Origin of the sequence: Dactylosporangium sp. NPDC051485 (genome assembly GCF_040682015.1) — a bacterium.
GTDB lineage: Bacteria > Actinomycetota > Actinomycetes > Mycobacteriales > Micromonosporaceae > Dactylosporangium.
In genome coordinates, this window is record NZ_JBFAZW010000002.1 from 78,291 (window position 1) to 103,803 (window position 25,513).

A 25,513-nucleotide genomic window follows, 5' to 3' on the forward strand; every position below is an offset into this window, starting at 1 on the left:
CGTAGTGGCCCGCTTCATCTACCACTGCGCCCTGCGCTGGTCCGACCTGGACGCGTACGGGCACGTCAACAACGCGCGCTTCCTCACGCTCTACGAGGAGGCGCGCGTTGCCCTGATGTTCACCGCGGCCCGGTCGGCCGGCCTCGAGTCGTTCGAGAACGGCATCGTCATCGCACGTCATGAGATCGACTACCTCCGCCCGATCGACTACGGCGACCCGGTGCGCATCGAGCTGTGGATCGAGGAGATCAAGGCCTCCCGGCTGACGGTGGCCTACGAGCTCTTCGACGGCGAGGAGCTCGCGTCCCGGGCGCGGACCGTCTGCGTGCCCTACGACCTCGACGCCGGGCGGCCGCGCCGGGTCCGCGACATCGAGCGCAAGTTCCTCTCCCCGTGGCTTGGCTAGCCGGTTCGGGCCGCTCCGACGCCGTGGCGTTCCTGGCCCGGGTGGCCCGCCTGGACCCCGGCGCGGTCGCCCGGTTGCGGCCCGCGGGGGAGGGCGCGGTGACCCTGTGGTCCCGCCTTCCCTGGGGTGTACTGGTGTGCCGCGCGCTGCCGGCCACGGTTGGCGGCGACCGGACCGTGGCGGCGGCCGACCTGCTCGCGTCGGTCGACGGTGACCTTCCCGCATCGCGGGACACCGACTGGCGATGGTCGCTACCCGCCGTCCCCGGAACAACGGTCGAGCGGATCCCTGCCGCGGACGTCGTGCGGGTCGGCGAGGCGGCCGCCCGGACCGTGCGGACCGCCGCCGTGGAGGGGGTCGGCGGGCGCCCGGTCGGCTCGCGGATGCTGCGTGACGCCCTCCTCGACCACGTGCCGATCACCGTCACCACCGAGGGCGGCGCGCACATACCCGTCTCGCAGCGCCTCGTCCAGGCGGTCGTCCGGATGGGCTTCACCGAGGGCGGCCCCGAGGACTTCGTCGATGTTCGGATTTCGGGTCCATGGACGGCCCTGGCCTGCGCATATGGCTCTGCCTGGCATCGCGCCGGCGGAGTCACCCTCATCGGATAGACGGCTATAAGACCCTCACCCGAACGGGTGGGAAGAGGGTGAAATTGGGGGCTGCTGAAACTCGGCCGAACGGGTACCGTCCTCTTTCGGGTCCACCGCCGAGCGGAATCGGGCGGCGACGGACCGCACATGCGGGTGGAGGCGCACGGGGGAGCAGGGAGTCCGAAACGATGCCAAAGTGGCCATGGCGGGCCGAGCCGGCGAACGGGTCGAAGACCGACTCGACCGTCGCTCAGCTGCCGCGGGAAGACGCGACCCCTACGCTCGACAGAGCGTGTGAGACGCCGCAGGAGGACGACGCCGCCGGCATAGCGCCGGTGACGCTGCAGCGAGTGGCTGATGCCCTCGAGAAGCTCGAGATCCGATACCTGACCGACGGAGACGGCAGCCTGCTCGCGCTGTGGGAGCGCCACGCGGTGCTGTTCGCGCTGGAGGGCCCGTCGGACGAGATCCTGGTCATCCGCGCACGGCCGCACGGGACGGTGCCGCCGGACTGGGCCGACCGTTCCTACCAGGTGGTCAACGAGTGGAACCACACACGTCGCTTCTACAAGGCGTATGTCGGTGACCCCACCGACCGCGGCCAGCTGCCGATCTACGCCGAGATGCAGGTGCCGCTCCTCTCCGGCGTCCACGACGCGCTCATCGGCGAGCTCGTCGACTGCGCCGCCGTGGTGGCGCTGGGCTTCGTGGACTGGCTCCACGACGAGGGCGCACTGCTCTGACGCTTCAAGCGGTTCGCCCGATTCGCAGGGGGTCGGGCGCCGCATCCGTCCGATGAGGCTGACATCCGTCCGATACGGGTCGCCAGGATCCGTGGCTGCGCCGTGTCTGTTGGCGCACACGGCTCCCGGAGGCCCGTGCCGGACGGTGTCAGCGCCTCACCGACCCCAGTGCCGGACGCGGCGCTCGACCTGTCCAGCATGGAATACAACGCTCTCGATCTCCTCTCAGGTGGCTATCGCGCCCCTCTCACTGGCAGAATCCGGAGGCCGACGGCCGGGGGCCGGATTTCCCCGCGGGCGTGGGACGATGTATGAGATCCCCAGCCCGATGGAGAACGGACGACTGTGCCACCGACGATCGACCCCGGCGCGAACCGGCCCGGCGACACCGCACCGGACCGGATCCGCAACTTCTGCATCATCGCCCACATCGACCACGGCAAGTCGACGCTGGCCGACCGGATGCTGCAGCTCACCGAGGTGGTCGAGGCCCGGCAGATGCGGGCGCAGTATCTCGACCGCATGGACATCGAGCGCGAGCGCGGCATCACGATCAAGAGCCAGGCCGTCCGCATGCCGTGGACCGTCCGCGAGGGCGACCGGGCGGGCGAGCAGGTCGTCCTCAACATGATCGACACCCCGGGCCACGTGGACTTCACCTACGAGGTCTCGCGCAGCCTGGCCGCCTGCGAGGGCGCGGTCCTGCTGGTCGACGCGGCGCAGGGCATCGAGGCGCAGACGCTGGCCAACCTGTATCTCGCGCTCGAGAACGACATGCAGATCATCCCCGTGCTCAACAAGATCGACCTGCCGGCCGCGCAGCCGGAGAAGTACGCGGAGGAGCTGGCCCACCTCATCGGGTGCGAGCCGGACGACTGCCTGCGGGTCTCCGGCAAGACCGGCGTGGGCGTCCCGCACCTGCTCGACGAGATCGTCCGGCAGCTGCCGGCCCCGGTCCCGGGCAGCGACGACGGCCTGGCCCGGGCCATGATCTTCGACTCGGTGTACGACGTGTACCGCGGTGTCGTCACGTATGTCCGGGTCGTCGACGGCCGGCTGGGGGCCCGCGACCGGATCCGGATGATGTCCACCGGCGCCGTGCACGAGCTGCTGGAGATCGGCGTCATCTCGCCCGAGCCGATCAAGAGCGACGGGCTCGGCGCGGGCGAGGTGGGGTACCTCATCACCGGCGTGAAGGACGTGCGCCAGTCGCGGGTGGGCGACACGGTCACCATCAACGCGAAGCCGGCCTCCGAGCCGCTCGGGGGCTACAAGGACCCCAAGCCCATGGTGTACTCCGGGCTGTACCCGATCGACGGCTCCGACTACCCCTTGCTGCGCGACGCCCTCGACAAGCTCAAGCTCAACGACGCCGCGCTGGTGTACGAGCCCGAGACGAGCGCCGCGCTGGGCTTCGGCTTCCGCTGCGGGTTCCTCGGCCTGCTGCACCTGGAGATCATCCAGGAGCGGCTGGAGCGCGAGTTCAACCTCGACCTGATCTCCACCGCGCCCAACGTGGTGTACCGCGTGATCATGGACGACGGCACCGAGGTCGCGGTGACCAACCCCAGCGAGTTCCCCGACGGCAAGACCGGCCAGATCTTCGAGCCGACGGTCCGGGCCACGGTGCTGACCCCGAACGACTTCGTCGGCGCGGTCATGGAGCTCTGCCAGGGCCGGCGCGGCTCGCTGCTGGGCATGGACTATCTCTCGGCCGACCGCGTCGAGCTGCGCTACACGCTGCCCCTCGGCGAGATCATCTTCGACTTCTTCGACCAGCTCAAGAGCCGTACGAAGGGCTACGCGAGCCTCGACTACGAGCCCTCCGGCGAGCAGGTGGCCGACCTGGTCAAGGTCGACATCCTGCTGCACGGCGAGGCGGTCGACGCCTTCAGCGCCATCGTGCACAAGGACAAGGCGTACAACTACGGCGTCACCATCGCCGGCAAGCTGCAGAAGCTCATCCCGCGCCAGCAGTTCGAGGTGCCGATCCAGGCGGCCATCGGCAGCCGGATCATCGCCCGCGAGACGATCCGGGCCATCCGCAAGGACGTGCTCGCCAAGTGCTACGGCGGTGACATCAGCCGCAAGCGCAAGCTGCTGGAGAAGCAGAAGGAAGGCAAGAAGCGGATGAAGATGGTCGGCCGGGTGGAGGTGCCCCAGGAGGCCTTCATCGCCGCCCTGAACACCTCGGACACCGCCGCCCAGGAGAAGCCGAAGAAGTGAGGCACTGCCCGCGCTGCGGCGGCCCCACCGGGGCCGCCCCGGCCGTCTGCCCCGCCTGCGGCTACGCCGTGTGGGTCAACCCGCGGCCGACCGGCACGGTCATCATCGTCGACGGCGACCGCTTCCTGGCCATCCGCCGGGCGCGGGCGCCGCGCGAGGGCTGGTGGGACCTGCCCGGGGGCTTCTGCGACGGCTTCGAGCTGCCGGCCGACGCCGCCGTGCGCGAGGCGCGGGAGGAGCTCGGGGTCACCGTCGAGCTGGGCGCCTTCGCCGGCATGTACATCGGCACGTACGACTATCAGGAGGAACACCTCCCGGTCCTGGACTGCTTCTGGCTGGCCACGATCACGGCCGGGGAGATAACCCTGGATCCGGCCGAGGCCAGCGAGTTCACCTGGCTCGCGCTGGCGGATCCGCCCGAGATGGCATTTGCGACCATGGACCTCGTGTTGCGCAATCCGATCGTTCGACAATCGTCGGTGCGTTTGGCGATGTGAGTCTGCGGGCATCACCAGTTCAACCGCAAAGCACAACCCCTGGTTGAGTTGGTAAGAGGAGGACTCCAGTGACTGTCACCGGAATCATCACCGCGCTCATCGTCGGTCTGATCGTGGGTGCGCTGGGCCGCCTGGTCGTTCCCGGCCGGCAGAACATCTCGATCCTGCTGACGATGGTCGTCGGCGTGATCGCCGCCCTGCTGGGCACCGTCGTGGCCCGCGCGATCGGGATCTCCACCGACACCCCGGGTGTCGACTGGGGCGAGCTGCTGATTCAGGTGCTGCTCGCGGCCGTCGGCGTGGCCCTGGTGGCCGGTCTCCACGGGCGTGGCCGCCGCGCCCTGTGATTTCTCACCGAATACGCGATTGACCCCCGGTTTGTCACAAGCCGGGGGTCAATCGCGTTTCAAGGGTTGTTCTTTAACGCAGCCAGGGAATCGAACGGTCGAGCAGGCCGCGGGTCTTCAGCTCCTTGCGCAGCGGAATCTCCTCGTCGATGTAACCGTTCCAGTTGATGCCCCAGTAGTTGGCCGTGTGCGATGCCTCGCCGAGCAGCTGGCGCTGCACCGGCGTGCGGTTGGCCCACCACTCGCCGTCGAAGTCGATCGGCATGTCGTCGAGAATGCGGATCCACCGGTAGGTGTAGCCGACGAACAGCATCTTGCGCGTGATGTTCGAGTAGTTGGGCGACCGCGAGTGCCAGAGGCGGCGGTCGAAGATGAAGCAGTCACCTGGGTTCGCGGTGATCTCGACGGTGCCCTCGGGGTCGGGGTTGTGCACCGTCGTGTCAGCGGGGCGGGGCAGGGAGTTCCACAGGTGGCTGCCCGGGATGACCTTGGTGGCGCCCCGGCCGGTCTCCGAGAGGTCGGAGATCACGTAGGCGACCTTCAGCGAGAACATCGGCCGCGGGACGTTGGGGTCCATCGTCTCGGGGTCGGAGTTCTGGCGGTAGCCGTCCTGGTGCCAGCCCCACGAGGGCGGCTCTTCCTCGGAGGTGGGCGGGGTGACGTCCAGGTGGTTGTGGTGCGTGTAGATGTTCCACCCGGCCAGGCCCCACATGTACGGGAAGATGGTCGGCTGGGTCAGCAGGTGCCCGAAGAGCTCGTCCCGATTCAGGAAGCCCAGCAGGTGCAGCGTGCCGTCCTTCTTCATGCTGGACGACCCGGCCGCCTTCTCCTCGGCGTAGACCCGGTCCATGGCGGCCTCGAGCTGGGCCCGGTGGTCCTCCGTGAGGACGTTGCGGACCAACAGGAAGCCGTTGTCCAGGAACTCCTTGCGATCGGTCTCGCTGATCGGCTCGTAGCCGGTGAGACCGTCGTAGTCGGGTGCAGCGGACGTCATGTCCTCCCCTTACTTCTTGAACCTTGCTACTACTTGGCAGAGCCCTTGCTCAGTAATCGCGAACGACCGATCGTAACGCGAGGTGCATGCCGCGCCGACTCGGGAGTTGGCCACCGGACAGTGGCCGAAAGGGCGACAACCTGCTGGTCGCGCGGAACGTCAGTGCCTCAGTAGACCTCGGCGACGACCCGTTCGCCGGCCGGGCCGGCGTCGATGCCGCCACGCTCCGTCACGTGTGACCACGCTCCGCTGGAGGCGGTCCACTGCATGTCGGCATAGACCACCCGCTTGACGCCGTGGTCCTGGGCGTGGGCGACCAGCCAGTGGGCATACTGCCAGCCGGACTTCGCCTCGCGGACCTTGAGCGCCACTCCGACGAGGTTCTGCACGTTCGCGGTGCTGACGCTGCCCCAGTCCAGCTGCAGGCTGTCGCCGAGCGAGCGGGCGGCGTCCGGGCCGTGGCTGGACGCCTCCCTGATGGTGCAGGCCACCGCGCCGGTCACGTCGCCGGACAGTGCGCGCACCATGATCTCGGACTCGTCGGCCCACTTCTCGTAGGCCTCCGGGTGGGCGCTGCGCTGCACCTCCTGGGCCGCGTCGGTGACCCGCATGTCCTGCCAGCCCTTGACCTTGAGCAGGGCGGTGAAGAACGCGTTGGCGGCGTAGCGCGGGTCGGCGATCTGCTCCGGCTTGCCCCAGCCCTGGCTGGGCCGCTGCTGGAACAGCCCGATCGAGTCGCGGTCGCCGCCGGTGAGGTTCTCCAGCTTCGACTCCTGCCACGCGGTGGCCAGCGCGATGACCAGCCCCTTGTGCGGGATCTTGCGGGTCAGCCCGACCGCCGTGATCGTGGCCGCGTTGGCCAGCTGCTCGGCGTCCAGCTGTACCTCACCCGCGTCCCCGGTCGCCCCGACCGACGCGTTGCCGGCGTTGACCACGCAGGCCTTGCCCGCGATGATCGGCAGTTGCAGGCCGTCGCCGATCCGCTGGATCACGGCGTAGGCGCACACGGCCATGGCGACGGCGGCCACCGCCGCGATCGTCACCAGTGTCCGCGCACGCATGGTGAGTCTCCGCTTCGCTCGTTCGTCGATTTGGTGGGCGTTCATCGCGCTCAGGTCGAACAGCGTACGTGTTCGATGCCACTCGAGGGGGTCAGGCGACGCCGTCGGGCACCCAATTCGGGTCGCGTTTGTCCCGGAATGCCATGATGCCCTCGATCCCTTCGGCGGATCCGAAGAATCGGACGGACAGCTCGGTCATGGCCGCCACCTCGTCACGGAACGTGCCGGACTCCCGGCCGTGCAGCAGCTCCTTGACCCCGGCCAGCGCGCCGGGGGCGCCGCGGACGAGGTCGCGCACGTAGCCCTCGACGGCCTCGTCGAGCCGCTCGGCCTCGACCGCGGCGGTCACCAGCCCGATCTGCTCGGCCCGCGCGCCGTCGAAGGTGGCGCCGGTGAGGTACAGCTCGGCGGCCGCCCTCGGCGCCAGCCGAGGCAGGACTGTGGTCGAGATCACGGCGGGGATCACCCCGATGCGCACCTCGGAGAACGCGAAGGTCGCCGCGGTGGTGCACACGGCGATGTCGGCGGCGGCGATGAGCCCCAGGCCACCGGCCCGGGCCGGCCCGCCGACCCGGGCGACGACCGGCTTGCGGGCCTCGCGGATCGCGGCCAGCACGTCGCCGAGCCGGCTCACCGGCGGCTTGCCGCTGCCGAACGCGGCGGCGGTCTCCTTGAGGTCGGCCCCGGAGCAGAAGACCGGGCCGGTGTGGCTCAGCACCACGGCGCGGACGGCGTCGTCGGCCTCGGCCGCGGCCAGGGCGGCGAGCAGCTCCTCGATGAGGGCGGTGGACAGTGCGTTGCGGTTGGCCGGGCTGTCGAGGGTGAGCGTCGCCACGCCCCGCCGGGTGTCGGTCGTCACAAGTGGCATGCGGGCACACTAGACAAGTGCCGGGACTACTACCAGAAGGCGAGCCCATGCCGCGGGACGGCGTCCTGCCCGACGAGGCTGCGCAGCGTGCCGGGCAGGCGGGCTTCGGCGTCTACGTCCACGTGCCGTTCTGCGCCACCCGCTGCGGCTACTGCGACTTCAACACCTACACCGCGGGCGAGGGCGTGCTCAGCGCCGGCTACGCGGAGCAGGTGCTCGACGAGCTCGCCCTGGCCGCGAAGGTGGTCCGCCCGCCGCGGGTCGACACCGTCTTCTTCGGCGGCGGCACCCCGACGCTGCTGCCGCCGGGCGAGCTCGGCCGCATCCTGGAGGGCATCGACCGGACCTGGGGTCTGGCCGCCGGCGCCGAGGTGACCACCGAGGCCAACCCCGAGTCGGTCGACCTGGCGGCGCTGCGGGAGCTGCGGGCGGCCGGGTTCAACCGGCTCTCGCTCGGCATGCAGTCGGTCGCGCCGCACGTGCTGACCGTGCTCGATCGCCGGCACACGCCGGGCCGCCCGGCGCAGATCGCGGGTGAGGCCCGCACGGCCGGGTTCGACCGCGTCAGCCTGGACCTGATTTACGGTACGCCGGGGGAGCGGCCCGAGGACTTCGCCGCCTCGCTGCGCACGGCCGTGGACGCCGGCGTCGACCACGTCAGCGCCTATGCGCTCATCGTCGAGGACGGCACCCGGATGGCCGCGCGGATGCGGCGGGGTGAGCTGCCCTTCCCCGACGACGACGTGGCCGCGGACCGGTATGTGGCCGCCGACGAGACGCTCACCGCGGCCGGGTTCGCGTGGTACGAGGTGTCCAACTGGTCCCGGGACTCGCCCTGCCGGCACAACGAGCTCTACTGGCGCGGCGGGGACTGGTGGGGCTTCGGGCCGGGCGCGCATAGCCACGTCGGCGGCGTGCGCTGGTGGAACGTCAAGCACCCGCACGCCTATGCGGCGCGGCTGGCCGACGCCGCCTCGCCGGGGCAGGCCCGGGAGGTACTGACGCCGGAAGAACGGCACATGGAGGACGTCATGCTGCGCATCCGGTTGGCCGACGGGCTGGCGCTGGACGCGCTCGACGCGGCCGGACTGGCCGGCGCGCGGGACTGCCTCGCCGACGGGCAGCTGGAGGCGGAGGCGTTCGCGGAGGGCCGGGCCGTGCTCACCCTGCGTGGTCGGCTGCTCGCGGACCACGTGGCCCGGGCGCTGACGTGAACGTATGCGGGGCGGTCGCCTCCGAGGTTGGCGACCGCCCCGAGATGACTGCGGGTCCTACTTGATCAGGCGCAGGGTGGCCGGGTAGCGGTACAGCTCACCGTTGTTCGCCTTCATGCCGCCGATGATGCACATGACGAGGACGTAGATCCACAGCAGGAACGGCACGAAGATCAGGATGACCGTGCAGGCCCCGATGATCCACGACAGGATCAGCGCGATCCCGTAGGTGATCTGGAAGTTGAGCGCCTCGTTGGCGTGCGCCTTGACGGTCGGCGACTCGTTGCCCTTCGCGAGCAGCGCGATGAGCGGGGCGATGAAGCCGATCAGGATGCCGCCGAAGTGGGCGATGAGCGCCCACGTCTTCTCGTCGCTGTTGGCGTAGCCGACGGGGGCCGGGCCGCCCGCGCCGGGCGCGCCGTACTGCCCGGGCTGCTGGTAGCCGGGCTGCTGGTACCCCTGCTGCTGGTAACCGGGCTGCTGGTATCCCGGCTGCTGGTACCCGGACTGCTCGTAACCGGGCTGCTGGTATCCCGGCTGCTGGTACCCGGGCTGCTGGTAGCCGGCGCCGGAGGTCGGCGGGGCGCCGTAGCCGCCGCCGCTGGACGGCGGCGGCGTGTACCCGCCACCCGACACGGGCGGCTGGGGCGGGTACCCGGAGTTGGGGTCCGACGGCATGCCGTATTCCCCCGGGGGACGAGGTGGTTCTGTCATGGGGGTCACGGTAGGTGCATCGATCAAGTGGCGCCAGCGACACGACATGACGTCTTTTCGACATCTTTTGCGCAGCCCAGCGGTCGTGCCGTCTATCGTGCGCGAAACGATCATCGCGTGCCCCTGCGCGACTGACGTAGACTGGCACTCACTAGTTGGGAGTGCCAGTCGACGAGGAGGTGCCATGGCCCTTGACGAGCGCAAGCTGGAAGTGCTGCGCGCCATCGTCGAGGACTACGTCGCCACCCAGGAACCGGTCGGCAGCAAGGCACTGGTCGAGCGGCACAACCTTCGGGTTTCCCCGGCGACGGTCCGCAACGACATGGCCGTGCTGGAGGAGGAGGGGTACATCAGGCAGCCGCACACCAGTGCGGGCCGGGTGCCCACCGACGCCGGCTACCGGCTCTTCGTCGACAAGCTCTCCCGGGTCAAGCCGCTCACCCAGGCCGAGCGCCGGGCGATCGAGCGGTTCCTGATCGGGGCGGTCGACCTCGACGACGTCGTGCACCGCACGGTCCGGCTGCTCGCGCAGCTCACCCGGCAGGTCGCCGTGGTGCAGTATCCGAGCCTGTCCCGGGCCAGCGTGCGGCACTTCGAACTGGTGCCGATCTCCACCACCCGGCTCATGGTCGTGATGATCGCCGAGACGGGCCGGGTGGAGCAGCGCCTGGTCGACCTGCCCGGCCCGACCCTCGCCGACGAGGTGACGGAGCTGCGGCGGCTCATCAACGAGAAGCTGGTGGGCAAGCGGCTGGTCGACACCCCACCGCTGGTCCAGGCGCTGGTCGAGGAGGCCGCGCCGAGCCTGCGGCCGCCGATGACGGCGCTGTCGACGGTGCTGCTGGAGACGCTGGTCGAGCGATCCGAGGAGCGCATCGCGCTCGCCGGCACCGCCAACCTGGCCCGCGGCGGCCTGCTGGACTTCCAGGGCTCGCTGCGGCCGATCCTCGAGGCGCTCGAGGAGGAGGTCATCCTGCTCAAGCTCTTCGGCGAGGTGGAGCCCAGCATGACGCGGGTCCGCATCGGCGACGAGAACGAGATCGAGGACCTGCGGACCGCGTCGATCGTGGCCACCGGCTACGGGCCGGGCACCATGGTTGTCGGTGGCATGGGCGTCCTCGGTCCGACCCGGATGGACTACCCCGGGAACATCGCGACCGTGCGCGCCGTGGCACGCTACGTCGGCGACCTGCTGGCACAGAGTTGACATCTATCTCAGGGGCATAGGACTCAGTGGCGAAGGACTATTACGGGATTCTCGGCGTCAAGCGAGACTCCACGGCCGATGAGATCAAGCGGGCCTACCGTCGGTTGGCCCGCGAATTCCACCCGGACGTCAATCCCGATCCGGCGGCGCAGGAGAAGTTCAAGGAGATCAACGCCGCGTACGAGGTCCTCTCCGACCCGCGCAAGCGTGAGATGGTCGACCTGGGCGGCGACCCGCTCGCCCCGAACGGCGGAGGGGCCGGCCCCGCCGGTGGCGCCTTCGTCGGCTTCCAGGACATCATGGACGCCTTCTTCGGCACCCAGTCCGCCCGCGGGCCCCGCCCGCGCGTGCGCCCGGGCGCCGACGCGATCCTGCGCCTCGACCTCGACCTGCACGAGACGGCCTTCGGCGTCGAGGCGCCGATCCAGGTCGACACCGCGGTCGTGTGCAACACCTGCCAGGGCGCCGGCACCGCGGCGGGCACCCACCTGCAGACCTGCGAGATCTGCCAGGGCCGCGGCGAGGTCCAGTCGGTGCAGCGCACCTTCCTGGGCCAGGTCGTCTCCGCTCGCCCCTGCTCGGCCTGCCAGGGCTTCGGCACGACCATCCCGCACCCGTGCGCGACCTGCGGCGGCGACGGCCGGGTCCGCACCCGCCGCCAGCTGACCGTGAAGATCCCCTCCGGCGTCGAGGACGGCATGCGCATCCGCCTCGCCCAGCAGGGCGAGGTCGGCCCCGGCGGCGGCCCGCCCGGCGACCTCTACGTCGAGATCCACGAGCGCCCGCACGACGTGTACTCGCGCAAGGACGACGACCTGCACTGCCGCGTCACCGTGCCGATGACCGCCGCGGCCCTCGGCACCCGCCTGACCATCAAGACCCTCGACGGCGAGGAGATGGTCGACGTGAAGGCCGGCACCCAGCCGACCTCGACGCTGCGCATCCGCGGCAAGGGCGTGCCGCACCTGCGCGGCGCCGGCCGGGGCGACCTCTACGTCCACCTCGACGTGCGCACCCCGACCCGCCTGGAGCCGGAGCAGGAGCGCCTCCTGCGCGAGTTCGCCCGCAGCCGCGGCGAGGAGGTCGCCGAGCTGTCCAAGCAGGGCGGCTTCTTCTCCCGGATGCGCGACGCCTTCAACGGCCACGCGTGAGCGGTCCGGAGGGGCTGCTCACCATGGGCTCAGTTCCGTGATGCTGCCGGGGGTGGCGTCGTGAGCCTGCCGCTCTTTCTGGTCGCCGAGCTGCCCTCGGAGTCCCTGTGGACGCTCGACGGCCCGGAGGGGCACCACGCCGCCGACGTGCAGCGCCTCACCCCGGGCGAGGCGCTGCTGCTCGCCGACGGCCGCGGCGGCCTGGCCCACTGCGTGGTCACCGCGGCCCGCAAGGGCGCACTGACGCTCGACGTCTCCTCGGTCTCGCAGGTGCCCGCGGCCGACCCGGCCATCACCGTGGTGCAGGGGATCGCCAAGGGGGAGCGGGGCGAGCTCGCCGTACAACTGCTGACCGAGGTCGGCGTGGACCGCATCGTGCCCTGGCAGGCGGCCCGCAGCATCGCCCGCTGGAAGGACGACCGCCCGCTGGAGCGGTGGCGTTCGACGGTGCGCGAGGCGGTGAAGCAGTCCCGCCGGGCCTGGCTACCCGCGGTGACGGCGGCCTGCACAACGCGGCAGCTCTCCCTCTCCGGCACCGTGCTGGTGCTGCACGAGGAGGCAACGTCGCCGCTCTCCGCGGTCGCCCTGCCCTCGTCGGGGGAGATCACGCTGGTCGTCGGGCCGGAGGGCGGGGTGGCGCCGGAGGAGCTGTCGGCGTTGGGGGGCACCCCGGTGCGCCTGGGCCGCGAGGTCCTGCGCACGTCGACGGCGGGCGCGGCGGCGGTGGCCGCCCTGTCTGTCCGCCTCGGCCGCTGGTAGCCCGGTTTCGGGGCTTCACGGCATTCAGCCGTTTTGCCGATATGTCCGGATGCCGGCACATCCGGATGCCGCGGGCCGCGCCGGTGACCAGGAGCCTGCGGACCGTCATGACCCGCGTCCCAAGTCGCCAAGATCGGCCCGATGCGACCCTAAGATGCGTTCGTGACGAGTGACTGCCTCTTCTGCCGCATCGTCGCCGGTGAGATCCCGGCGACCGTTGTGCACGAGACCGACGCGACACTGGCATTCCGCGACATCGCGCCACAAGCGCCGGTGCACGTGCTGGTCGTCCCCAAGGCGCATTACACCGACGTCGCCGAGCTGGCCAAGGCCGATCCCACACTCGCCGGGCAGGTGCTCGCCGCGGGGGCGGCGGTGGCCGACACCGAGGGGCTGACGCAGGACGGGTTCCGGGTCATCTTCAACGTGGGCGAGCACGGCGGCCAGGAGGTCTTCCACGTCCACGCGCACGTGCTCGGCGGGCGCCCGCTGGGGCCGATGGTCTCGTCATGAAGCCTGTGCAGCGGTACGAGAGGATGGCCCGAAGGGTCCAGGCGGAGGCCCGGGTCCCGGCCGTCAGCGTGGCCGTGCACCGCGCCGACCGTTCACTTTGGACCTTCCAGGTGGGCGAGGGGGTCGACGCCGCCAGCCAGCTGCGGATGGGGTCGATCACCAAGACCTTCACCGCCGTGCTGGTGATGCAGTGCCGCGACGAGGGGCTGCTCGACCTCGGCGACCAGATCGCGCGCCACCTGCCGGTCAAGGCGCACGGGGAGCTGACCGTCGGGCGCATGCTCTCACACCTGTCCGGGCTGCAGCGCGAGCCCTTCGGCGACGTCTGGGACACCCTGCAGGCGCCCGACGTGGAGACGCTGCTGGCCCAGCTGGACCGGGCCGAGCAGGTGCTGCGGCCGGGCCGGCGCTTCCACTACTCCAACCTGGCGATCGCGCTGCTCGGCCACCTCGTCGGGCGGCTGCGCGGCGGCACCTGGGAGGAGGTGCTGCGGGCGCAGATCCTGGAGCCGCTCGGGCTGCACGACGTGGCGGTCACGCCGCGGCGGCCGGTCACCGGCTACCAGGTCGACGCCTGGTCCGACTACGCCCACCCGGAGCCGCCCGACGACTTCGGCGCGATCGGGCCGGCCGCGCAGCTGTGGAGCACCGCCGCCGACCTGGCCCGCTGGGCCGCGTTCCTCGCCGACCCGCGCGAGATGGACCCCAACGGCACGGTGCTGGCCGCCTCGACCGTGGAGGAGATGCGGGTACCGCAGGCGGTCACCGAGGACGTCCTCTGGGCCCGCGCCTTCGGCCTGGGCCTCATCCTGCAGCCGCAGGCCGGCGCCGAGCGCGTGGTGCACGTCGGGCACGACGGCGCGATGCCGGGCTTCCTGGCCAGCGCCTACGGCCGGGCGGGCGGATCGGGCACGCCGAAGGGCCTCGGCGTGGCCGCTCTCGGCTCATCCGGCACGGCGGGAGAGGTCTTCGACCTCCCGCACGAGCTCCTCGCCGCCGTGGTGGAGCACGACCCGGCCGACATCGAGCCGTGGGCGCCCGGGCCGGGGGCGCCGCCGGAGTACCGCTCGCTCCTCGGTCGCTGGTGGGGCGAGGGCTTCGAGTACGCCTTCAGCTGGCGCGACGGCGCCCTGCACGCCCGGGCCGTGGAAGCGCCGGGCAGGCGCCCGCCGGCGGTCTTCGCGCCGGTCGAGGGCCGGCCCGACGTGTTCCGGACCGTCTCCGGCCGGGAGGCGGGGGAGCTGCTGCGCCTGACCCGGGACGAGGACGGCACCGTGGTGCGGATGCACTGGGCGACGTACCGGTTCACGCGAGGCCAAGAGGCGTTCGACGGATATCGCTTCTAACCCCCGCTAGCGGGCGATCAGGGTGAACACGGCCCCGTTCGGGTCCTCGATGACGGCCAGACGGCCGTGCGGGGAGTCGAACGGGCCGTGCTGCACCCGCCCGCCGGCGGCCAGCACCCGCTCGGCGGCGGCGTCGGTGTCGGCGGTGGCGAAGTACACCGTCCAGTGCGCCGGCACGCCGTCCCAATCCGAGGTCATCGTGAGCCGGCCGGCCACCGGGTCGGCGTCGCCGAGGCTCCACGCGGAGTAGTCGAAGGGCTCGTCGGCGAGGTCGGACGTGCTCGGGATGCGGGTCTGCCGGTAGCCGAAGAGGCCGTGGTAGAAGAAGTCGGTCACCGTCGGTTCGCGGGTCGTCACCTCGGCCCAGCACAGGGCGCCGTCCTCGTCGAAGAGCTGTGAGCCGGTGTGCTTGCCCGGCTCCCAGGCCCCGAACGCGGCGCCCGACGGGTCCATGGCGAACAGCATGCGGCCGTTGCCGGGGATCTCCATCGGCGCGACGAGCAGCTTGCCGCCGTGTTCCTCGATGCGGTTCGCCGTGCCGGCCAGGTCGTGTGACATGAGGTACAGGCTCCAGGCGGCCGGCAGCGACTCGGACCCGGGCATGGGCGGGCTCATCCCGGCCACGATCCGTCCGTTCTTCAGGCACATGACGTAGTGCCCGAAGTCTGCCCCGGTGTCCGCGTACGTCCAGCCGAACAGCTGTGCGTAGAAGTGCTGCGCGGCGGGTACGTCGGCCGCCACCACGTCGGCCCAGCAGGGCTCGCCGTCGATGTATCCGGTGCGCTCGACCATGGCTGGGGCCCTCCAATTGAATCGGTCATCTGCCTCCCTACCAGCACGAGAGGGCCCCGCGCGGGCGAATGGCGGCGAACCGCATGATCGGCCGAACCGGGAAGTGGATGGCACACGGAAAAATGGGAACGGCCAGGCGGGCGGTCAGCCGATACCATGAAGAGCCTGGACATGAGCCCAGGCTGGACCGAGCCCGGAAGCAGGTGCTTGAGGCCCAACGCGGCCAAGGTATGACCGAGACCCCGAACCCCGAGCCGGCTGCGTCGTCGGAGCAGCCCGTGCGGGCCATCAGCAAGATCACCGTTCCCGACCCGCACGTCATGGTCAGGCTGCTCGGGGCCGGCGACGAGATCCTCAAGCTCGTCGAGCGGTCGGTACAGAGCGATGTTCACGTGCGGGGCAACGAGATCACCATCACCGGTGCCGCCGCCGACAACGCGCTGGCCGAGCGCATCTTCAGCGAGCTGATCGAGCTGGTGCGCAAGGGCGAGACGCTCACCACGGACAACGTCCGGCGCACCGTCGGCATGCTGCAGCAGAACACCAACGAGCGGCCGGCCGAGGTGCTCACCCTCAACATCCTGTCGCGGCGCGGCCGCACGATCCGCCCCAAGACGCTGGGGCAGAAGCGCTACGTCGACTCGATCGACCAGCACACGATCGTGTTCGGCATCGGGCCGGCGGGCACGGGCAAGACGTACCTCGCGATGGCCAAGGCCGTCCAGACGCTGCAGGCCAAGCAGGTCAACCGGATCATCCTGACCCGGCCCGCGGTCGAGGCCGGTGAGCGGCTCGGCTTCCTGCCCGGCACGCTCTACGACAAGATCGATCCGTACCTGCGGCCGCTGTACGACGCGCTGCACGACATGATCGACCCGGAGTCCATCCCGAAGCTGATGGCCGCCGGGACGATCGAGGTCGCGCCGCTGGCCTACATGCGTGGCCGGACCCTCAACGACGCCTTCATCATTCTCGACGAGGCCCAGAACACCACGCCCGAGCAGATGAAGATGTTCCTGACCCGGCTCGGCTTCGGCTCCAGGATCGTCGTGACCGGCGACGTGACGCAGGTCGACCTCCCCGGGGGGACCCGCAGCGGCCTGCGAGTCGTCCGTGAGATCCTCGACGGCGTCGAGGACGTTCACTTCGCCCAGCTCGGCAGCGCCGACGTCGTGCGCCATCGGCTGGTCAGTGACATCGTCGACGCCTACGCCCGCTGGGACGAAGCGCAGGAGGCTCAGCAGCCGGTGCGCGCCGTCCCGGACCGTGCCGCACAGGGCGGCCGGCCCGGGCGCCGCCGATAGCCACGGGAGCGCTGTTGTCCATCGAGATCGCCAACGAGTCCGGCGCCGACGTCGACTCCGACACCATTCTCGCGGTGGCGAGGCACGCCCTCGACGAGATGGGGGTCAACCCGCTGGCGGAGCTGTCGGTGCTGCTCGTCGACGTGGAGTACATGACCGAGCTCAACCACCGCTGGATGGACGGCGACGGCCCGACCGACGTGCTGGCCTTCCCCATGGACGAGGGCAGCGTCGACCACGGGCCCGGCGAGGGCTCCGGCGAGCCGGCGCTGCTCGGCGACATCGTGCTCTGCCCGGAGGTGGCCGCCAAGCAGGCCGCCGCCGCCGGGCACTCCACGATCGACGAGCTGGCGCTGCTGACCGTGCACGGCATCCTGCACCTGCTCGGGTACGACCACGCCGAGCCCGAGGAGGAGGCCGAGATGTTCGGCCTCCAGGCACGATTGCTGGAGAGCTGGCGAAAGTCGTGAACCCGCTGAGCGGTCCGGAGCGAATCGGCGCCAACCTGGGCGGTGCCTGGTCCGGGCCGGCGGCCGCGGAGCTACGTCCGGCCGGACTGGGCGGCGCCCGGTCTGGGCCGGCCGCTGCGGAGCTACGTCCGGCCGGACTGGGTCGCGCCTGGTCCGGGCCGGACGCTGCGACGCTTCGCCGAGCCGGACCATGCGGAGGGGCCGCGAGCCGCTCCCGCCGTCGCAGCGATGCGGAGGTGCCGGCGTGAGCGACGTGACGCTGCTGGCCACCGTTGCCGGGCTGGTCGTGCTGGCGGGGCTGTTCGCCATGACCGACGCCGCCCTCAACGTGGTCTCCCCGGCCCGTGCGCACGAGCTCGCCCGCGAGGGCAAGCCCGGCGCCGGGGCGCTGGAGGTCGTGGCGGCCGACCCCGCGCGGTATATCAACCTGCTCCTCCTGCTGCGCCTGCTGTGTGAGCTCACCGCGACCACGCTCGTGGCCCTGGAGACGGCGGCGGCGGTCGGCGGCGACCGGGACTGGCTCGCCGCGCTCATCACCGCCGGCGTCATGACCGTCGTCAGCTTCGTCGTGGTGGGCGTGGCGCCCCGCACCATGGGCCGCCAGAACGCCTACACCGTGGCCCGGTTCGCCGCGCCGCCGGTGCGCTGGCTCGGCACGGCCCTGGGCCCGCTGGCCCGCCTGCTGATCCTCATCGGCAACGCGGTGACGCCGGGCAAGGGGTACCGCGAGGGCCCCTTCGCCACCACCATCGAGCTGCGCGAGCTGGTCGACATCGCCGAGCAGCGCGGCGTGGTGGAGCACGGCGAGCGGGACATGATCCACTCCGTCTTCGCGCTGGGCACCACGATCGCCCGCGAGGTCATGGTGCCGCGCACCGAGATGGTCTGGATCGAGGCCCACAAGACCGTCCGCCAGGCCCTCATGCTCGCGATGCGCGGCGGCTTCTCCCGCATTCCGGTGGTGGGGGAGAACGTGGACGACGTCCTCGGGATCGCGTACCTCAAGGATCTTGTCCGCCGTACCGCGGGGGACGACGCCACCGCCGCGGACATGCCCGTCGCCCAGGTCATGCGCGACGCCACCTTCGTGCCGGAGTCCAAGCCGGTCGACGACCTGCTCCGCGAGATGCAGGCCAAGCGCACCCACATGGCCGTGATCATCGACGAGTACGGCGGGACCGCCGGCCTGGTCACGATCGAGGACATCCTCGAGGAGATCGTCGGCGAGATCACCGACGAGTACGACGTGGCCGAGCGCCCGCCGATCGAGGAACTGCCCGACGGCGCCGTGCGGGTCACCAGCCGCCTGCCGATCGAGGACCTCGGCGAGCTCTTCGACGTGGAGCTGCCCGCCGACGAGGTCGAGACCGTGGCCGGCCTGCTCGCCCAGGCCCTCGGCCGCGTGCCGATCCCGGGCGCGAGGGCCGTCGTCGGCGGCCTGGTCTTGGTGGCCGAGGGCGCCACCGGCCGCCGCAACCGCATCGAGACCCTGCTGGTGCGCCGGGCCGACCCGGAGGACGAACAGCAGCCCAGCCACGAGACCGAGAGGCAACACGCCGATGCCTGACCTGACCGCCGAGGACGCCAAGCTGGTGACCCTGGCCCGCGCGGCCCGCGCCCGCATCGGCGCCGTGGAGGGCGCCGCGGTCCGCGACGGCGACGGCCGCACCTACAACGCCGCCTCGGTGGCGCTGGCGTCCCTCTCGCTCACCGCCCTGCAGCTCGCGGTGGCCTCGGCGGTGGCGTCGGGCGCGACGAAGATCGAGGCGGCGGCGGTGGTGACGGAGGCGTCCACGCTGGACCCGGCCGGGCACGCCGCGGTGCGCGACGTCTCACCGGCCGCCCCCATCCACCTGGCCGGCCCGGACGCCACGGTCCTCACCACGGTCGAGGACTGACAGAGCGCGAAGCCAGCCCGGACGCCACGGTCGAGGACCGACAGAGCGCGAAGCCGAAAAATCCCGATGCCTGGCGGCATCAGGATTTTTCGGACTTTTCGCCCGACGGGGCATCCGTCCCATCGTGCACATGGCGCGAACGCAGCGAAGCACTTGATAGCGCACGTCGGTCGGGCCGGTCTGGGCACTTCATCAACAACGCCGGCGACATGCTCGGCGCGTGGTCGACTTGATAGCGCACGTCGGCAGGGCAGGTCTGGACAACCTCATCGACAACGCCGGCGGCCGGCGGCACACGCGGCGCGTGGTCGAGCCGCTCGACGATCTCCGAATACGCGGTCCGGAATAGAACCTAAGCCGCGTACGCCGAAAAATCGTGAAATGTCCGATAAGTCGTGGCGCGCCAGCGCCCGACTTATCGGGTTGGTCGCAGCATGCCGGGCAACGTGCCGAACCTGCTGATAAGTCGGATAAATCTGGCGCCCCCAGGCGCCGGATTTATCCGGACAAAGCCAGCGAATCTCAGGTGGTCAGGGTCGGGACCACCGGGTTGGGGATGGCGCCGCCGAAGCGCCGGTCCCGCTTGGCGTACACCTCGCAGGCGTACCAGAGGTGGCGGCGGTCGAAGTCGGGCCACAAGGTGTCGACCGAGACGAACTCGGCGTAGGCGGCCTGCCAGATCATGAAGTTCGAGGTGCGCATCTCGCCCGAGCTGCGGACCATCAGGTCCACGTCCGGCAGGTCGGGCTCGTCGAGGTACCGCGCGAAGGTCTTCTCCGAGATGCGGTCGGCCTTGAGGCGCCCGGCGGCCACGTCGGCGGCCAGGCGGGCGGCGGCGTCGGCCACCTCGGCGCGGCCGCCGTAGTTGACGCACATCGTGAACGTCAGCAGGTCGTTGTGGCGGGTCAGGTGCTCCGCGTACTCCAGCTCGTTGATGACCGAGCGCCACAGGCGGGGGCGGCGGCCGGCCCAGCGGACCCGGATGCCCATCTCGTGGAACTGGTCGCGGCGGCGGTGGATCGTGTCGCGGTTGAAGTTCATGAGGAAGCGGACCTCGTCCGGGGAGCGCTTCCAGTTCTCGGTGGAGAACGCGTAGGCGCTGATGTACTTCACGCCCAGCTCCAGCGCGCCCTCGATCACGTCGAAGAGGGCCGCCTCGCCCGCGGTGTGGCCGGCGGTGCGGGGCAGACCGCGCTGCTTGGCCCAGCGGCCGTTGCCGTCCATGATGATCGCCACGTGCCGCGGGATGGCCTCCTTCGGCAGCGCCGGCGGGCGGGCACCGCTGGGATGCTGCGACGGCGGGCGGAAGTTGCTCACGAGCGTTCCTTTCGCAGGGGTCGTTCATCGCGGTCGACCAGCGGAAGCGAGCGTAGTGCCCGCTCCAGGTGCCACTGCAGATGCGCGGCGACCAGGCCGCTGGCCTCGCGCTGCTGGGCCGCGGGGGCGGCGTCGGCGATGGTCCAGTCGCCCTCGGCGAGGGCGCTCATCAGCTCGATGGTCGCGGGCGCCGGGTGGGCGGCGCCAGGGGGGCGGCAGTCCGGGCAGACGGCGCCGCCGGCCGGGATCGAGAAGCCGCGGTGCGGTCCGGGCGTGCCGCACACCGCGCACTCGCGAAGCGCCGGCGCCCAGCCCGCCACGCTCATCGCCCGCAGCAGGTAGGCGTCCAGCACCAGGCCGCCGGCGTGCTCGGCCTTGGCCAGGGCGCGCAGGGCGCCCAGCGTGAGCTGGAAGAGCCGCTGCGACGGCTCCTGCTCGATGGGCGTGAGCCGCTCGGCGGTCTCGGCGATGGCGCTGGCCAGGGTGTACCGCGAGTAGTCCTCCAGGAACCGCCGCCCGAACAGGTCGACGCCCTCGACCTGGCTGATCACGTCGAGGGTGCGGCCCTCCAGCAGCTGCACGTCCACGTGCCCGAAGGGCTCCAGCCGCCCGCCGAACTTGGAGGTGGTGCGGCGCACCCCCTTCGCGACGGCGCGGATGCGGCCGTGGTGGCGGGTGAAGAGCGTGATGATGCGGTCGGACTCCCCGAGCTTCTGCACGCGCAGCACGACGGCGTCATCCCGGTACAGCTTTCCGCGGAAGCCCGACCCGGACATCAGAAGCCCAGGCGGCGCAGCTGCTTCGGGTCGCGCTGCCAGTCCTTGGCCACGCGGACGTGCAGGTCCAGGTACACCCGGCCGCCGAGCAGGTCCTCGATCTCGCGGCGGGCCCGGGTGCCGACCTGCTTGAGCCGGCTCGCCTGGTGGCCGATGACGATCGCCTTCTGGCTCGGGCGCTCGACGTAGATGTCGGCGTAGACGCGGGTGAGGCCGCCCTCTTCGGCAAGCACCTCCTCCACCAGGACGGCGATCGAGTGCGGCAGCTCGTCGCGGACCCCGTCCAGGGCGGCCTCGCGGATCAGCTCGGCCATCATGACGTTCTCGGGCTCGTCGGTGAGCATGCCGTCCGGGTACAGCTGCGGCGAACGCGGCAAATGCCCGATCATGACGTCGACCAGGGTGGTGATCTGCGCGCCGGAGACCGCGCTCACCGGCACGATGTCGGCGAACTCGCCCAGCTCCTGCACGGCCAGCAGGCGCCGGGCCAGGGTGGCCTTGTCGACCAGGTCGGTCTTCGTGACCACCGCGACCAGGGTCGCCTTGAGCTCGGCGATCTCGCCGCTGATGAACCGGTCGCCGCGGCCGATCTCCTCGTCGGCCGGCAGGCACAGGCCGATCACGTCGACCTCGCTCCAGGTCGAGCGGACCAGGTCGTTGAGGCGCTCGCCGAGCAGCGTGCGCGGGCGGTGCAGGCCGGGCGTGTCGACCAGCACCAGCTGGCTGTCCGGGCGGTGCACCACCCCGCGCACGGTGTGCCGGGTCGTCTGCGGCTTGGGCGAAGTGATTGCGATTTTTTGGCCGACGATCGCGTTGGTCAGCGTCGACTTTCCGGCGTTGGGCCGGCCGACGAAGCATGCGAAGCCCGCGCGATAGTCACCATTGGTCTGCACGATGTTTCAGCGTACTCAGACTTCCAGCTGCAACTGGCGGGGGCGTTGTGAAGGTGTCGTGGGCTTCACCGCCGGCGCCCCGTGCGGGGCCGTGGCCACCTGCAGCTCGATCGTGCCCTCGACGAGCCCGCGCCCGCCGGAGCGCAGCACGATCCGGCCGGACATCAGCCGGGCCAGGGAGGTCGGCACGGCGCTGCGCTGCTCGGTGGCCAGCACCAGGTGCACGCCGACCGCCTTGCCGCCGGCGGCGACCAGGGTCAGGGCGTCGTTGAGCATCGGGTCGTGCCCGTCGACGAGCACCAGCACCCGGGCGCCGTCGTGCTCGGCCAGCGCGGTGCGCTCGGCCACCAGCTCGCCGATGGTGCCCAGCAGCGCGGTGGCGGCCGGCACGTCGGCGGCGTCGACCCAGTACACCCGCAGGGCCGCCCCGTCGAAGCGCCGCCCGAACGAGGCCGCGATCGTGTTGAGCAGGGTGGTCTTGCCGGCGCCGGCCGGGCCGTACACCAGCAGGTGCCCCAGCTCGTCGAGGTCGAGCGGCCACACCTGCACAGCCTGCGAGCCGGGCAGGTCGACCATCCCGATCGGCGCCGAGAATGCCGCCCGGGACCCCAGGGAACGCACCTCGTCGGCGCCGGTGCCGGCCGTAGCGGCCGCCAGCTTGTCCGATACCTCCGACAGTTCGTACGTGGGCAGCATGGGCGGCTGCCAGGCCCGCGGCTGATCCGGCACCCGAGCCTCCCGGTGCGCCGCGGTGATGGCCGCCACGAGCCGCCGCAGGTCGGTGATCTCACCGTCGACCGGCACGAGCTGCGACCCGGGCGCTCGCTCGGCGATCTCGGGCTGCGAAGGCTCGGGCATGTGCAGGCCCGACTCGAAGCGCCACTCGGTCACGAGCGTGGGGCCGTGCGCGCGGTCGGCGGGCGAGCGGGCGCCGCCGTAGGCGACCTGCACGGCCTCGGGCTCGGCCGCGCCGGCCCGCACGAACGCGCGGCCGGGCAGCAGCGGGGACAGGTGGGCGGCGTCCGGGCGCTCGAGGACCTCGAGGCTGTCCTGCTCCTCGTCCACCCGCAGCGCGATGCGCAGCGGCGCCTCGGCCCGCAGGTCGTCGTCGACCAGCCCGTGTGGGTGGGCCGTGGACAGCAGCAGGTGTACCCCGGCGGGGCGCCCCCGCCGGGCCAGCTCGCGCAGCCCGGTCACGAAGTCCGGCGGCGCGGCGGCCAGCTCGGCCACCACGATGAGCAGGTTGGCCGGGGCGGCCGCCGGGTGGCGCCGCTCCATCTCCACGATGTCCTTCACCGCGTGCCGGCGCAGGACCCCCTCCCGGCGGCGCACCTCGGCGCCGAGTGAGATCAGCACGCGCCGGGCCCGGTAGCCGTCGTCGCCGGTGAAGACGCCGACGGTGTGCGGCAGGTCGGCGCACTCGCCGAACGTGGTGCCGTCCGGGTCGACCAGGACGAAGGTGAGGCGGTTGGCGGGGTACGTCGCGGCCAGCCCCACCAGGTAGGAGCGCAGCAGCCAGGACCGCCCGGAGCCGGGGGCGCCGGCGATGAGCCCGTTCGGGCCGTCGCGGCGCAGGTCGACCAGGACCGGCCCGGTGCTGCCGAGCCCGATCGGCGCCGCCAGGCCCCGATCGCGGGTGGACGGCACCCAGCGCTTCACGATCGAGCTGGGGGCCGGCTCGCCGCCGAGGCTGAGCACCTCGCCCAGCGGGGCCAGGCGCGGGGCCGCGTTGCCGGCCGCGTCCCGGGTGGCGGCCAGGGCGTGTGCGACCCGGTCGGCGACCGCGGCGGCGATGCCCTCGCCCTCCAGGGCGACCACGCCGGGCGGCAGCGACAGGGCCTCCGGCGCGGCCGTGAGCAGGCTGATCCCGCCCCGGGGGCCGTCCTCGACGAGGCGGGCCAGCGACTCGTGCGGTACCGAATCCGGGTCTGGAAGCACCACCACCACGTGCGGCGTGAACTGCTCGGCGATCGCGTGCCGGCCCAGCCGCCGCTGCCGCAGCAGGGCCTCGACCAGGGCCAGCACCCGGCGGCGGTCGTCCTCGCGGGCCGCCACCGTGCGCGCGCCGGGGGCGAAGGCGCTGGTCAGCGTGCGGGTGTGCGGCAGCCAGCCGGTCCACGTCCAGTGCTCGGCCTCGTCCGGCGTGGTGAGCACGACCAGCGCCAGGTCGTTGGGGCCGACGAGGGTGGCCAGCTGCACGATCCACGAGCGCAGCACCGCCCGGCGGGTCTCGTCTGTGCCGGTGGCGCCCAGCGCGCCGAGGGTGCGCAGGTCGGCCTCGACGGGGACGTCGGGGTCGAGGGCGTACCGCTGCCGCAGCGCCGCGATCCGGTCGGTGCGCGGGATCGAAGTCGCCGGTGGTGGGCGCCTGCTCGAAGCGCAGCCGGCTGGGCTGGTCCTCGGTCGCCACCCGCAGCGTGAGGAAGTTCTGGTCGTCGGGGCGGCGGGCCGGCTTCTCCTGCCGGTCGGCGGCCCGGGCCAGGTGGGCCACGCTGGGCGCCTCGGCCCGCCGCGCCTGCACCACGGCCCGCCGCGCCTGCACCACGGCCCGGTGCTTGATGGCGGCGTCGGCCTCGGCCCGGTCCATGGCCGCGGCGAACTCGGCGGCGGGATCGGCCGCCCGGCGGCGCAGCGCGAGACGGCGGCGTTTCTGCGGCTGCGGTACCACAGGCAGCCACACGGCCGGCGGCGGACCCTTGGGCGCGGGCGGATCCGCCGGCACCTCGTCGACCGCGATCAGCGTCGCCCCGAGGCGCAGCAGCTGCCCGCCGGTCAGCGTCACGGTCCCGGTCAGCGGCGCGCCGTCCAGCCGGGTGCCGGCGGGGGAGCGCAGGTCGGTGGCGGCCACCTCATGGCTGCCGATGCCCAGGTGCAGGTGGCGCCGCCCGGCGGTGGCGTCGGACAGGACCAGGTCGCCGGCCGGGTCGGTGCCGATGACGAACTCGCCCGGCGGCAGCGGCACCCAGGTCCCGGCGTCCGGGCCGGCCACCACCAGCAGCTCGAAGCGGTGCTCCTCGGCCCGCTCCGGGCGCTCCGGGCGCAGCTCCGGCGAGGCCAGCAGGATCGCGTCGCCGCAGCGCAGGCCCTGATCACCCACGGGACGGTTGGGGTCGAGGCGCCGGCCGGTCCGCATCAGCCAGGCCCACGTCGTCTGCTGCGGCCGGTCGGCCGGGTCGAGCAGGCCCAGCAGGGCCGCGATCAGGTCGGCGACCGCGCTACCCGGTTCGGCCCGCAGCCGCACCGTGCGGTCCAGTGTCGCGGTCGAATCTCGCCTCGCCACTCGCACGTCGATCAGCAGGTCCATCGACCGGCCCCTTCCTTCCCGCGCAGTATCGATCCGTCGTCGGTCTCCAGAAAGCCTGGTGGCGGGGCGGGCGCACTGCAGGGCTCCGCCCTCGACAGTAAGCGCCGCAACGCCGAGTGG

25 protein-coding genes and 1 pseudogene are annotated in these 25,513 nt (G+C 71.8%); 16 read left to right on the forward strand and 10 right to left on the reverse strand.

Features of this window, described 5'->3' with window-relative positions; all coding sequences use genetic code 11:
* The first annotated feature begins 4 nt into the window (after positions 1 to 4).
* From AB0M46_RS01310 to AB0M46_RS01335, 6 genes are all read left to right on the forward strand, one after another.
* Entirely contained in the window at positions 5 to 406 is a 402-nt protein-coding gene (locus AB0M46_RS01310) for a thioesterase family protein (protein ID WP_363332185.1), read from the forward strand.
* A complete protein-coding gene (locus AB0M46_RS01315) occupies positions 394 to 1,017 on the forward strand; it encodes a hypothetical protein (RefSeq protein ID WP_363332186.1) in 624 nt (207 codons plus the stop codon). Before AB0M46_RS01310 ends, AB0M46_RS01315 begins: the two co-directional genes overlap by 13 nt.
* A gap of 170 nt (positions 1,018 to 1,187) precedes the next feature.
* Positions 1,188 to 1,742 carry a YbjN domain-containing protein gene (locus tag AB0M46_RS01320; RefSeq protein WP_363332187.1) on the forward strand — a complete coding sequence of 185 codons (555 nt, stop codon included), beginning with the start codon at positions 1,188 to 1,190 and terminating at the stop codon, positions 1,740 to 1,742.
* A 345-nt stretch (positions 1,743 to 2,087) separates the two neighbouring features.
* Positions 2,088 to 3,968 carry a translation elongation factor 4 gene (lepA, locus tag AB0M46_RS01325; protein WP_363332188.1) on the forward strand — a complete coding sequence of 627 codons (1,881 nt, stop codon included), beginning with the start codon at positions 2,088 to 2,090 and terminating at the stop codon, positions 3,966 to 3,968.
* The gene (locus tag AB0M46_RS01330; RefSeq protein WP_363332189.1) at positions 3,965 to 4,465 is read left to right on the forward strand and encodes an NUDIX domain-containing protein; all 501 of its coding nucleotides are present in this window, start codon (positions 3,965 to 3,967) and stop codon (positions 4,463 to 4,465) included. The genes lepA and AB0M46_RS01330 overlap by 4 nt, the downstream gene beginning before the upstream one ends.
* A gap of 68 nt (positions 4,466 to 4,533) precedes the next feature.
* Entirely contained in the window at positions 4,534 to 4,812 is a 279-nt protein-coding gene (locus AB0M46_RS01335; RefSeq protein ID WP_363332190.1) for a GlsB/YeaQ/YmgE family stress response membrane protein, read from the forward strand.
* A 73-nt stretch (positions 4,813 to 4,885) separates the two neighbouring features.
* Here the strand turns inward: AB0M46_RS01335 and AB0M46_RS01340 are convergent, their stop codons facing one another.
* The 3 genes from AB0M46_RS01340 to AB0M46_RS01350 all read right to left on the reverse strand — a co-directional run bounded on the left by AB0M46_RS01340 (position 4,886) and on the right by AB0M46_RS01350 (position 7,735).
* Positions 4,886 to 5,806, reverse strand: a complete 921-nt coding sequence (locus AB0M46_RS01340; RefSeq protein ID WP_363332191.1) for a phytanoyl-CoA dioxygenase family protein — start codon at positions 5,804 to 5,806, stop codon at positions 4,886 to 4,888.
* A 167-nt stretch (positions 5,807 to 5,973) separates the two neighbouring features.
* Positions 5,974 to 6,867, reverse strand: a complete 894-nt coding sequence (locus AB0M46_RS01345; RefSeq protein WP_363332192.1) for a hypothetical protein — start codon at positions 6,865 to 6,867, stop codon at positions 5,974 to 5,976.
* A 91-nt stretch (positions 6,868 to 6,958) separates the two neighbouring features.
* The gene (locus AB0M46_RS01350) at positions 6,959 to 7,735 is read right to left on the reverse strand and encodes an enoyl-CoA hydratase-related protein (protein ID WP_363332193.1); all 777 of its coding nucleotides are present in this window, start codon (positions 7,733 to 7,735) and stop codon (positions 6,959 to 6,961) included.
* 47 nt (positions 7,736 to 7,782) lie between these two features.
* On the opposite strand from AB0M46_RS01350, the gene hemW reads away from it, so the two are divergent.
* A complete protein-coding gene (hemW, locus tag AB0M46_RS01355) occupies positions 7,783 to 8,949 on the forward strand; it encodes a radical SAM family heme chaperone HemW (RefSeq protein WP_363332194.1) in 1,167 nt (388 codons plus the stop codon).
* Between the two features lie 57 nt (positions 8,950 to 9,006).
* Here hemW and AB0M46_RS01360 read toward each other — a convergent pair whose 3' ends face one another.
* Positions 9,007 to 9,663 carry a DUF4870 domain-containing protein gene (locus AB0M46_RS01360; protein ID WP_363332195.1) on the reverse strand — a complete coding sequence of 219 codons (657 nt, stop codon included), beginning with the start codon at positions 9,661 to 9,663 and terminating at the stop codon, positions 9,007 to 9,009.
* 184 nt (positions 9,664 to 9,847) lie between these two features.
* Here AB0M46_RS01360 and hrcA point away from each other — a divergent pair, with 184 nt between their 5' ends.
* The 5 genes from hrcA to AB0M46_RS01385 all read left to right on the forward strand — a co-directional run bounded on the left by hrcA (position 9,848) and on the right by AB0M46_RS01385 (position 14,639).
* A complete protein-coding gene (gene hrcA / locus AB0M46_RS01365; RefSeq protein ID WP_363332196.1) occupies positions 9,848 to 10,870 on the forward strand; it encodes a heat-inducible transcriptional repressor HrcA in 1,023 nt (340 codons plus the stop codon).
* Positions 10,871 to 10,896: 26 nt separating this feature from the next.
* Entirely contained in the window at positions 10,897 to 12,021 is a 1,125-nt protein-coding gene (dnaJ, locus tag AB0M46_RS01370; RefSeq protein WP_363332197.1) for a molecular chaperone DnaJ, read from the forward strand.
* 60 nt (positions 12,022 to 12,081) lie between these two features.
* Positions 12,082 to 12,780, forward strand: coding sequence for a 16S rRNA (uracil(1498)-N(3))-methyltransferase (locus AB0M46_RS01375; RefSeq protein ID WP_363332199.1), 699 nt, complete (start codon positions 12,082 to 12,084; stop codon positions 12,778 to 12,780).
* A gap of 162 nt (positions 12,781 to 12,942) precedes the next feature.
* On the forward strand, positions 12,943 to 13,293 hold the full coding sequence (locus tag AB0M46_RS01380) for a histidine triad nucleotide-binding protein (protein WP_363332200.1): 351 nt from the start codon (positions 12,943 to 12,945) through the stop codon (positions 13,291 to 13,293).
* Positions 13,290 to 14,639, forward strand: coding sequence for a serine hydrolase domain-containing protein (locus tag AB0M46_RS01385; protein WP_363332202.1), 1,350 nt, complete (start codon positions 13,290 to 13,292; stop codon positions 14,637 to 14,639). The genes AB0M46_RS01380 and AB0M46_RS01385 overlap by 4 nt, the downstream gene beginning before the upstream one ends.
* Before the next feature lie 6 nt (positions 14,640 to 14,645).
* Here AB0M46_RS01385 and AB0M46_RS01390 read toward each other — a convergent pair whose 3' ends face one another.
* Entirely contained in the window at positions 14,646 to 15,431 is a 786-nt protein-coding gene (locus AB0M46_RS01390; protein WP_363332203.1) for a VOC family protein, read from the reverse strand.
* Between the two features lie 230 nt (positions 15,432 to 15,661).
* Between AB0M46_RS01390 and AB0M46_RS01395 the strand changes: the two genes are divergently transcribed.
* The 4 genes from AB0M46_RS01395 (at position 15,662) to AB0M46_RS01410 (ending at position 19,103) form a co-directional block, all read left to right on the forward strand.
* On the forward strand, positions 15,662 to 16,735 hold the full coding sequence (locus tag AB0M46_RS01395; protein WP_363332204.1) for a PhoH family protein: 1,074 nt from the start codon (positions 15,662 to 15,664) through the stop codon (positions 16,733 to 16,735).
* A 14-nt stretch (positions 16,736 to 16,749) separates the two neighbouring features.
* A complete protein-coding gene (gene ybeY / locus AB0M46_RS01400) occupies positions 16,750 to 17,205 on the forward strand; it encodes an rRNA maturation RNase YbeY (protein WP_363332205.1) in 456 nt (151 codons plus the stop codon).
* A 190-nt stretch (positions 17,206 to 17,395) separates the two neighbouring features.
* Complete coding sequence (locus AB0M46_RS01405; protein ID WP_363332207.1) at positions 17,396 to 18,772, forward strand: hemolysin family protein; 1,377 nt, start codon at positions 17,396 to 17,398, stop codon at positions 18,770 to 18,772.
* A complete protein-coding gene (locus AB0M46_RS01410; RefSeq protein WP_363332209.1) occupies positions 18,765 to 19,103 on the forward strand; it encodes a cytidine deaminase in 339 nt (112 codons plus the stop codon). Before AB0M46_RS01405 ends, AB0M46_RS01410 begins: the two co-directional genes overlap by 8 nt.
* Positions 19,104 to 19,625: 522 nt before the next feature.
* Here the strand turns inward: AB0M46_RS01410 and AB0M46_RS01415 are convergent.
* From AB0M46_RS01415 to AB0M46_RS01435, 5 genes and pseudogenes are all read right to left on the reverse strand, one after another.
* The gene (locus tag AB0M46_RS01415) at positions 19,626 to 20,420 is read right to left on the reverse strand and encodes an isoprenyl transferase (protein WP_363332210.1); all 795 of its coding nucleotides are present in this window, start codon (positions 20,418 to 20,420) and stop codon (positions 19,626 to 19,628) included.
* Positions 20,417 to 21,196 carry a DNA repair protein RecO gene (recO, locus tag AB0M46_RS01420; protein WP_363332211.1) on the reverse strand — a complete coding sequence of 260 codons (780 nt, stop codon included), beginning with the start codon at positions 21,194 to 21,196 and terminating at the stop codon, positions 20,417 to 20,419. Before recO ends, AB0M46_RS01415 begins: the two co-directional genes overlap by 4 nt.
* A complete protein-coding gene (era, locus tag AB0M46_RS01425) occupies positions 21,196 to 22,089 on the reverse strand; it encodes a GTPase Era (protein ID WP_363332212.1) in 894 nt (297 codons plus the stop codon). The genes recO and era overlap by 1 nt, the downstream gene beginning before the upstream one ends.
* 15 nt (positions 22,090 to 22,104) lie before the next feature.
* A complete protein-coding gene (locus AB0M46_RS01430) occupies positions 22,105 to 24,306 on the reverse strand; it encodes an FtsK/SpoIIIE domain-containing protein (protein ID WP_363332214.1) in 2,202 nt (733 codons plus the stop codon).
* Between the two features lie 568 nt (positions 24,307 to 24,874).
* Positions 24,875 to 25,393: pseudogene (locus tag AB0M46_RS01435) on the reverse strand (FHA domain-containing protein); the annotation flags it as partial.
* Positions 25,394 to 25,513 lie beyond the last annotated feature (120 nt).